Source organism: Adlercreutzia sp. ZJ138 (assembly GCF_011038935.1).
Taxonomy (GTDB): Bacteria; Actinomycetota; Coriobacteriia; order Coriobacteriales; family Eggerthellaceae; genus ZJ141.
The window spans coordinates 1-8486 of sequence record NZ_JAAKEA010000038.1 but is presented as its reverse complement, the minus strand read 5'-3'; the positions used below and the strand labels follow the sequence as shown (position 1 = coordinate 8486).

Genomic DNA, 8486 nt, shown 5'->3' with positions numbered 1-8486 from the left:
GCGGCACGCGCGGGATAAGTGAAGACGATGATTCCCCATCGGCGGAAGGCCCTTACCGAACGACTGGAGTGCGGGCCGCGTGCGAGATCGCGGTACCCGCGGATTTGAGTGTGCGCCGCAGGCGTCTTCTAAACACGGACATCCGCTGCGCAGCCGGAGCGGGGCGATGCACATAGCTACTCCCAGCCCGGACTGGGAAAATCCGGGCCGGGAGGACTTTGCCTCTTGACAAGGCTCGGGACATATGAATTCCATGTAGCAAAGCTTGTAACAGAAGCTGTTGATGATGTGCGACGGCGGCTTACTCGTACAATCGAAGATGACATAGACCACAAAGAACAAAGACGTATCCTGCGCAAAGCCGCCAAGCTCATGCTCACCAGAAAAGACATGCTCAAACGGCAGAAAGAACGTGAATGCGTAAGATGTGCCCTTGAGTCTATCGGGGCAGATGATCTGAAACGAGCCTATCTTGCCCTCCAGCTTTTCTTCGAATGGTCTGATACAACCTTTGAAAGCCGAGACGATATGGAAACCATTTTGAAGCGATGGATATCTATCGCTCGGCGCACTGATGTAGCTGAGGTGCGCTCTGTGTCTAACACCATAAGCAGACGGAAAACCTACATCTTGAACGCCTGGGAATACGGACGTACAAACGCAATTGCAGAAAGCCTGAACCGACAAATCAAAGACATCATTCGCACGTGCCGTGGCTTTATGAGTTTTGAGGCTTTGAGACGTCGTTGTTTGTTGGTGCTTGGGCACAAACGAGAACCCAACAAGCCCATCCCGCTGTTTACAAGAAGCGACAAGAGAAAGGAGGGTGCTAACTAGCGAATAGGTCACATGCGATGGGCTCAAGGTCTCCCCCACACAGGTCGTAACATATTCGATTTTTAGGCTTTTGGTCATCTTTTTTAAAGCTACTCTATGGAGGGCTTGGGTTAGTATGCCCTCTTTTTGCCCCCAAGTGACAACTTGAGGTTAGATTCTCTTTGTTTTACCTGTTCAGACATTAGATTTGGCTATTATTCCCACACGAATTAAGACTTACCCGCTTTCTTTCATGCTTGAATATTTTCGAGAAGATATGAGACTATTTCCTCACTGGAATCACGCCGCGCATCTAGATAACCTATACGCTGCTCAAAATCTATAGGAAACGAGCCATCTAGCGTAATAGGCAAAACACCGGGTCAAGATAATGCTTTTGGATTATCGGCAACACAGATTTCGGAAAGGTCGAATTTCAGAAAGGTCACCTTAGGTATCAAGCCGTGTCTTTTTAGTTACCATGTTTAATCCCTCTCATCGTCTGCTGAAGCAGAGTCCGGAGGTTTCTCTATCGTCTTGATTACCTTAGCGGGCACTCCACCCAAAACACACCAACCGTCAGGAAAGCTCTTTGTAACGACCGCATTCGCTCCCACGACAGTGTGAGGTCCGAGAACGACCCCTGGCATCACACACACGTTCGATCCAAGCCAACAGTGATCCCCGATCACGACATCTCTCGGTTGGGTATGGATATCGGGGTTCGCAAGGTCATGGTTCGCTGTTATGATCGAGCAGCCGCGCGCTATCAAGACTCCCTTACCGAGCCTGATCCTCGCCTTGCCTAAGGTCTGATAGTACGTCGGACCCTGAAAGTTGTCTAGGTCGTCAACATGAAAGTCGACATTTCTACCACATACACACATAGGGGATATCGGCCAGGAGACACCTCGCCCTGTCCCTTTGAACAGCTTCCCGAACATCCCGTTAAACACCCACCTCCAACCAGGCGACCAGAACCTCACGAAGTGCTTTCCCTTTAGGTAGCGTCGATCATAAGCCATCCAACCGAATGCCTTTACAAAGCAGAAAACGATCACGCAGGACAGCCCATTTAGTAATTTAATATGGAATGGACTTACATTGCTACTCAGTTTTTCGGCAATCGTTTGTGCGACACGATCCTCTTTCAATCCAGGGTTGATTCCCGTCGCGTTCATTTCCTTAAACTCACCTTCTTCAAAAGCAAAATGATCACAGAACCAGAAGCGAGCGTGTTTTAAGTTCTTGAATACTCTCTTCGACAAAATTGGCATCCATGACATCCGTTACTCCTTGCCATCTGCGAATCATCCTCTTATATTCAACGTCAGACATTGCGTCAAAATACCCCCCTACCGGTCGTTCGCTTGACCCAATGGCAATTCGTCTCTTTAGCACGCGAGCATGACCTTTTGCTACAGGATGGAGCCATAACGCTTTTGCCAAGAAGCCATGTTTCATGGGCTTTCGATTAAAGTGCAATCCGAAAGGCTTGCTTTCCTGGTTAACATAGCTGGTGATCAGCGCCTTTCCATAAGCGTCATTAAACGACGCATTCAGCCAAAACTCGCACCACCGTTTCTCCATGAGCGGAAGATGCCAGCGATAGCCAAACAACTCGTAGTTTCTGACATCATTGACTATGAACTTGAAGATGTAATCTTGCGTGTGGATGGTGTCTATTTCGGCGAAGCACTCGTTTTGAGACAGATGCTCTTTTCCTTGAGACATGCGCTGTTCATACGCTCGAGAAATCCTTACTACCTCTTTTTTAGAAAGTGTCGCTATGCGGCTTTCCGCAGCACAAGCAATCACAGCAACATCATGCCTGTTCAATCCTTTTTCGTAGAAAGGAATACGTTTGAGCTCGCCGCCCATTATCGAACCCGCATGCCCCGGCATGAAAATAGCTTCTTCAGGGATGAGACTCGCTTCATCTAGTATTTTTATGGCATGAGCCATAAGAACATGGTTGAGCCGACCACCCCCTATCGCATACAGCAAGGCTTCCTTATATGCGTCGGACTTATAATAGCTCTCCCACATCTCACCAGTGAGGTCAACATAAGTCCACGGCAACCCGAGCGCCTTGGCTACCTCAAAGCCCACTTTGACATCTTCATCTGTTCTTTTACCAATAGAGAACGTATGTACTTTCTCGTGCCCGCCCCTCTTGAGCATTACGGCAATAGTACGGCTATCAATCCCGCTTGTAATGGGCACGACTATGGGCTTGTTCGCATAGCGCCTCACTATGTCACCAAAAACGCTTTCGGCAAGATAGTCAACCTCTGACAGAGTTGACGAATGCTGCGCAAACGAACGTATGGGAATCCAATATCTACTGCACTTCACTTCACCGTCTGCTTTATTGATGCGAACAATGGAACCTGACTCAACCTCCATCACGTCCGACCAAAGGGTGTCTGAACCCATAGTGACAGAGGCGACTCGATAGTCAGCCATCCCAACCTTATTCGCCAGTTTCGAGATAGAGCATGCCTCCGCCTCATCGCTGATGACAATATCCCCCCTATCAGTTTGGACTGAATAGAACAAAGGGAAGGAGCTCAAGTGATCGCTTACCAACAACACTTTGTCTTCGGTTTCGATCACCATGGCAAAGAAGGAATCGACACTTGTCAAGGAATTTAGGATGCAAGGCTCGGGATCAGCTTTCTCGGCAGCGGTAATCAACCGATTTTCATCCTCAATCTTCAAGTTACCTATAAGGCTTGTCCGCCCGACACGCTTCCAAGAATAGCTTTTGTAGCCTTTCAACAAGACGTTGATCTGCATTAGCCCTCCTTTAAATTGGAAATCTGCTTCCTAAGATGCGATAACAACAAAATGGCTGAAATAACAGATGCCACGGCAGACACAACAAGTACCGCCGCAGCAGCACCAGCAACACCCCAAAGATTGGTGAACAAAACAACGCACACAACGTTGCAAACCAGCGAGGAGAAAGAAACAACAAGATTGGCTACGACCCTGTGCAAGGCAGCCAGCAAGTTAACGCACACACTCCTGAGAGGAGAAACAGCAAGGCTTGCTGCCAATATACGGAAGGGCAGCAATGCATCAAGATACTCGCTGCCCCATAGTGCAGTTATTATCATCGGCGCGAAAAGAACGATGACCAATGAGCACACCACCATGACTCCTTCCAAAAGAAGGAACAGCTGGATGGCTTTACTTCGAAACCAACGGGGGTCGTTGTTTCGTTCGACAAAATACGGCAGCACGAAGACAAGGATGCTTCCGGGTACAAACAATAAACCTTCGGGCATCATCGTCGCAACTTTGTATGACGCAACCTCTGCTGCGTTATGCAGGAGAAGACCCAGAATGAATATATCCAGTAGATAAGTCGCCTGGTTCATAGCCCCTGAAAAACATGTTGGGATCGAAAAGCGCCATAATGCTCCCCTTTTTCTCTTTTCGAGCGGCTGTGATCCCCTCAGCGAAAAGCCCGTCTTTCCGAGCAGTTGGAAACCCAGTATTATGCTGAGCACGTATGCAAGATAGCGCCCGGCAATCGTTCCCGCTATCCCTCCGAAAAATGCGCCGGAGCATCCGCAGATAAGATAGGTAACCGAGTTGGTTGAAAGGAGTAGTGAATAGAACTCATTTCTTCGCTTTACTCTTAATACTATCGAGCAATACTGGAGAACATAATCTAGCAGCAGCAGAGGAGCGAGCAGTGCCAAACATGAACCCGCCTCTTTTATAGGCAAGGAGATAAGCAGCCCACATAACAGCAGACTAAGCGATAGAACAGCATCTATGAGCAACCCTTTTGCGATGCCGTATCGAAAAATTGATAGCTTCTCTTTCTTTCCCCTTCTCTCAGAACAGAACTGAAAAACCCCTCCGAGAAGCCCCAGCCCCGTGAAGAGCAGAATAATCGAATAGATGCTGTTTGCGTACGAGAATACGCCATAGTCATCTTTAGTCATAAACCTAACGATGAGTACATTCGTCAGAAACGCCACGACTTTATTGATGACGTTCGCGCCAAAGATGTGAAAGAAACCTCTTTGAAAGAGGGTTCTGATCTTTTCTCTTAATATCTCAGCCATTTTCAAGACACGAGCATACCGTCGCAGCGACCAACAGCTGGTCGCCCTCAAGCAAAAGTGGCCCCATAGGCAGGCTCAGCACCGTACGACAGAGGCGCTCAGTCACGGGACAGCCTTCTTGTGGAATAACGCACCGATCTTTGAAAGCAAGCTGCTCGTGCATGGGTTTGGGGTAGTACACCATTGTCGGCACGCCCTGTGTCTTGAGCATTGCTTGCAACGCATCACGGTCGACGCCTCCAGGAACCCTTACCGTATACTGAGCCCATGAGCTGGTATAACCGTCGGGTACTCGGGGCAGCACAAGAGACGTATTCTCAAGCGCAGAACCATACAAAGCAGCTCGCGCGTTCACATCAGCGACTTCGTACTCGCGAAACGCCTTAAACTTAACGCGCAAGATGGCAGCCTGTAGGGAGTCTAGACGGCTGTTCATGCCAACACGCACATTGTCGTATTTCATTGTGCCCTTGCCGTGTACAGCATAGCTACGGATAAGTTCGGCCCATTCGTCGTTGTCGGTGAACACCGCTCCACCGTCACCGTAGCAACCGAGCGGCTTTGCTGGAAAGAAGCTGGTGGTCGATATATCGCCAAAAGAACACGCCATCTTGCCTTCAATGGAACCACCAAAGCCCTGCGCTCCGTCTTCGAGAAGGAGCAAATTATGTTCGTCGCACACCTTCCGAATGGATGGGTAGTCAGCTGGAAGACCGAACAAATCCACCGCCACGACAGCTTTTGGAGTGAGCTGGCGCTCTCGCTCAACATACGAAGCAGCTTGTTCCAGCTTGGCAGGGTCGATATTGAACGTATGCTCATCAACATCCACAAACACCGGTGTTGCGCCTACAGCAGACACCACTTCCCCGCTCGAGAAGAACGTGAAGTCGGGGACAAACACAGCATCACCTGACCCTACACCCCATGCCATAAGAGCAAGCTGTAAGGCATCGGTGCCATTGCCGCACGTTATGCAGTGTTTTACACCAACATAGTCAGCCAGTTCTGTTTCAAGAGCGGACACCTCAGGGCCACCAATGAAGCGCCCGCTTTCTAGGACGCCAGCGATAGCACGATCGATCTCCGGTTTGAGTCTTTCGTACTGCACACTAAGATCCCTGAACTGCATGGGTTATCTCACCTCTCTGATGCTCGCACCATCGCGCCTGTAAGATCGGCCGCATGTCCGGCAGGACAGGTTATCACCAAGTACTTCTCCACACTTACACACCCATCCTTTTTGACGCGCGGGAACACCTAGCATAAGTGCATGCGCTGGCACGTCCGTAGTCACAACAGCCCCAGAGCCGATCAAAGCCCAAGTTCCTATTTCATGACCGCACACTATGGTCGCATTTGCGCCAATACTCGCACCTTCTCGAATGACCGTCTTCTTGTAATGCTTGCTACCTTTGGGATACTTCGCGCGAGGTGTTAGATCGTTCGTGAACACACAAGACGGTCCGCAAAAGACATAGGACTCAAGCTCAACGCCTTCGTAGATACTCACATTGTTTTGTATCTTGCAGCCATCCCCTATCCTCACGTTATTGGAAACGTTAACGTTTTGGCCGAGGCTGCAGTTCTTTCCGATTGTTGCGCCTGACTGGATATGGCAGAAGTGCCATATCCTTGTACCCTCGCCAATGGTTGCACCATCGTCAACGCACGACGTTTCGTGCACAAACACATCTTGCATGCTTAGAACTCCCCTACCATGTCGGTGCTCGCGAAGTTGGAAAGAGGAAGATGCACTGGCTTACCTGTCTTTTGGCTCTTGTAGATGGCAAGCACCATCTCAAGGGCGTTTCGTCCTGCTACTGCATCCACGAAGGGCGCACGATCGTTTTCGATGGCATCGATTACATCAGCGTACAAAAGTGTATGTCCATTGCCATAGACGTTTGAGGTCTGCTCGACCAGTCCTTTGTTTACTTGGTCTTCTTCAGTCTCGTCAGCGAAGTCCCATACATCGATGTTATTAGTGGAAGTGCCGCCGATCTTTACCGTTCCGTTCTCACCAAAGAGATAGAGCGTCTCTTCAAGGTTTTTGGGGTATACGTTGCTTGTTCCCTCAATAGTACCCACTGCACCGTTTTCAAACTTCACTACGGCTACACCAACATCTTCGGCCTCTAGATAGTCATGGAAGCGCTGACGGGTTGTGCCGTAGACCTCTACTACATCGTCGCCCATCATCCAACGCAGAAGATCAATACCGTGGATACACTGGTTCATGAGTGTGCCGCCGTCTTGTTCCCAGGTACCGCGCCAAGGGGCTTGGTCGTAGTAGCCCCTGCCGCGGTTCCAGCGCACGTGAATGGTGCCGTGAGATAGCCGACCAAAGCGACCTGCCTCAAGCGCTTGGCGCAACTGCTGGACAGCGACGTTAAAGCGGTTCTGATGACAGGCCGATACTTTCACGCCTTTCTCATCCGCACGGCGAATGATCTCATCAGCATCAGCCATTGACATAGCCATAGGCTTTTCGATGATGAGGTGTTTGCCTGCGTCGATGCAGTCGAGGGCAATACGCGCGTGCTTGCCGCTTTCGGTAGCAATGGCAACAAGGTTGATCTCGGGGTGGTCAGCTAGCATCTGTTTGTAGTCGGCATAACGCTCAGCTTCCGGAAAGCTCCCACAACCTGCTTTTTCTAACATGATGTCGAACTTCGACTCATCGATATCGCACATTGCCACAAGGTCAAGCTTGTTGTTTACCAGCGCCTTGATGTGGTTTACTGCGATGCGGCCACAACCGATGAGAGCATACTTCATCTTCTACATCCTTTCGCATAGTTAGGGGGTAACCGCTAATTCGTGTGGTATTTCGCACGGTTTTCATCCTCTTGTACCTACCCACATGTTTTCCGCCTGTTTTTGCGTGGTGGGCCGTTTTGTAAGTCTTCCCATGCCCCCAAGTCTTACAGTTTGGAGGTCAGGACGGGTGTCATTAATCAACGTATAGAGGGACGGGTAGCCTTGCCCGTCCGCAGTTCTGTTTGGGGTCTTAGGGAAGCTCACACCTCCCCCAAGACCCCTATGGCAGCCCGCACCCTCGGAAAGTAAGAGGAACATGAAGAACACAGGCAATACCACCGTAGGAGTGGATGCGCGTCTATACGAGCGCCTAGCGATTAGGCTCTCGCTTAACCGGCCATTCAGATGGCTGGGCATACGAGCACTCGGCAGGCTTTGCGACCGCTGTTTTACGTCAGGCCGCTGTGTTAGTGACCTGTATAAGGATAGCTGGTATATCCCCGCAGACGAACTTGGATGCCCAGGTTTCTGTGCGATGCTCTCGCACCTCGAATCAATGGATGAGCCTGAAGTTGCCACAGCAGACCAAGACGTCATCTCTTTCTGAGAGGGGGTTGTCATGGAATACAGAAGACGAGCATCAGAACCTAAGCCAAGTGCAACTGAGCAAAGAGCGATTGAGCGCCTTTTAGCAGGACAAGGAAGCTCGATAGATGCAGAAGTAATACGACTGCTTGTAGGGCAGTGTGGCAAGTATGGGTGTGTGTATACACGGCTATCGAAAACATCCCCTGGGATGAAGGAGTGTCCTGGGTGGTG

General features: G+C 50.0%; 7 protein-coding genes. 1 reads left to right on the top strand and 6 read right to left on the bottom strand.

Features of this window, described 5'->3' with window-relative positions; all coding sequences use genetic code 11:
- Nucleotides 1-225 precede the first annotated feature (225 nt).
- Nucleotides 226-837, top strand: coding sequence for a transposase (locus G7Y43_RS10460; RefSeq protein WP_165046355.1), 612 nt, complete (start codon nucleotides 226-228; stop codon nucleotides 835-837).
- Nucleotides 838-1301: 464 nt separating this feature from the next.
- Here G7Y43_RS10460 and G7Y43_RS10885 read toward each other — a convergent pair whose 3' ends face one another.
- The 6 genes from G7Y43_RS10885 to G7Y43_RS10430 form a co-directional block, all read right to left on the bottom strand.
- A complete protein-coding gene (locus G7Y43_RS10885) occupies nucleotides 1302-1703 on the bottom strand; it encodes a DapH/DapD/GlmU-related protein (protein WP_370514696.1) in 402 nt (133 codons plus the stop codon).
- A gap of 328 nt (nucleotides 1704-2031) precedes the next feature.
- Entirely contained in the window at nucleotides 2032-3618 is a 1587-nt protein-coding gene (locus G7Y43_RS10450; protein ID WP_165046353.1) for an asparagine synthase-related protein, read from the bottom strand.
- Nucleotides 3618-4904 (bottom strand): lipopolysaccharide biosynthesis protein, encoded by a 1287-nt coding sequence (locus G7Y43_RS10445; RefSeq protein ID WP_165046352.1) that lies wholly within the window; start codon nucleotides 4902-4904, stop codon nucleotides 3618-3620. Before G7Y43_RS10445 ends, G7Y43_RS10450 begins: the two co-directional genes overlap by 1 nt.
- Nucleotides 4897-6036: a DegT/DnrJ/EryC1/StrS aminotransferase family protein gene (locus tag G7Y43_RS10440; protein WP_165046351.1), complete on the bottom strand. Its 1140-nt coding sequence runs from the start codon at nucleotides 6034-6036 to the stop codon at nucleotides 4897-4899. Before G7Y43_RS10440 ends, G7Y43_RS10445 begins: the two co-directional genes overlap by 8 nt.
- A 3-nt stretch (nucleotides 6037-6039) precedes the next feature.
- Entirely contained in the window at nucleotides 6040-6606 is a 567-nt protein-coding gene (locus G7Y43_RS10435; protein ID WP_165046350.1) for an acyltransferase, read from the bottom strand.
- Nucleotides 6607-6608: 2 nt separating this feature from the next.
- Nucleotides 6609-7685, bottom strand: a complete 1077-nt coding sequence (locus tag G7Y43_RS10430; RefSeq protein WP_165046349.1) for a Gfo/Idh/MocA family protein — start codon at nucleotides 7683-7685, stop codon at nucleotides 6609-6611.
- Nucleotides 7686-8486: the final 801 nt, after the last annotated feature.

Excerpts from the sequence above, each read along its gene's own strand:
- G7Y43_RS10885 (WP_370514696.1), bottom strand. The coding sequence starts at position 1,703 with ATGTGTGTATGTGGTAGAAATGTCGACTTTCATGTTGACGACCTAGAC.
- G7Y43_RS10450 (WP_165046353.1), bottom strand. The coding sequence starts at position 3,618 with ATGCAGATCAACGTCTTGTTGAAAGGCTACAAAAGCTATTCTTGGAAG.
- G7Y43_RS10445 (WP_165046352.1), bottom strand. The coding sequence starts at position 4,904 with ATGGCTGAGATATTAAGAGAAAAGATCAGAACCCTCTTTCAAAGAGGT.
- G7Y43_RS10440 (WP_165046351.1), bottom strand. The coding sequence starts at position 6,036 with ATGCAGTTCAGGGATCTTAGTGTGCAGTACGAAAGACTCAAACCGGAG.
- G7Y43_RS10435 (WP_165046350.1), bottom strand. The coding sequence starts at position 6,606 with ATGCAAGATGTGTTTGTGCACGAAACGTCGTGCGTTGACGATGGTGCA.
- G7Y43_RS10430 (WP_165046349.1), bottom strand. The coding sequence starts at position 7,685 with ATGAAGTATGCTCTCATCGGTTGTGGCCGCATCGCAGTAAACCACATC.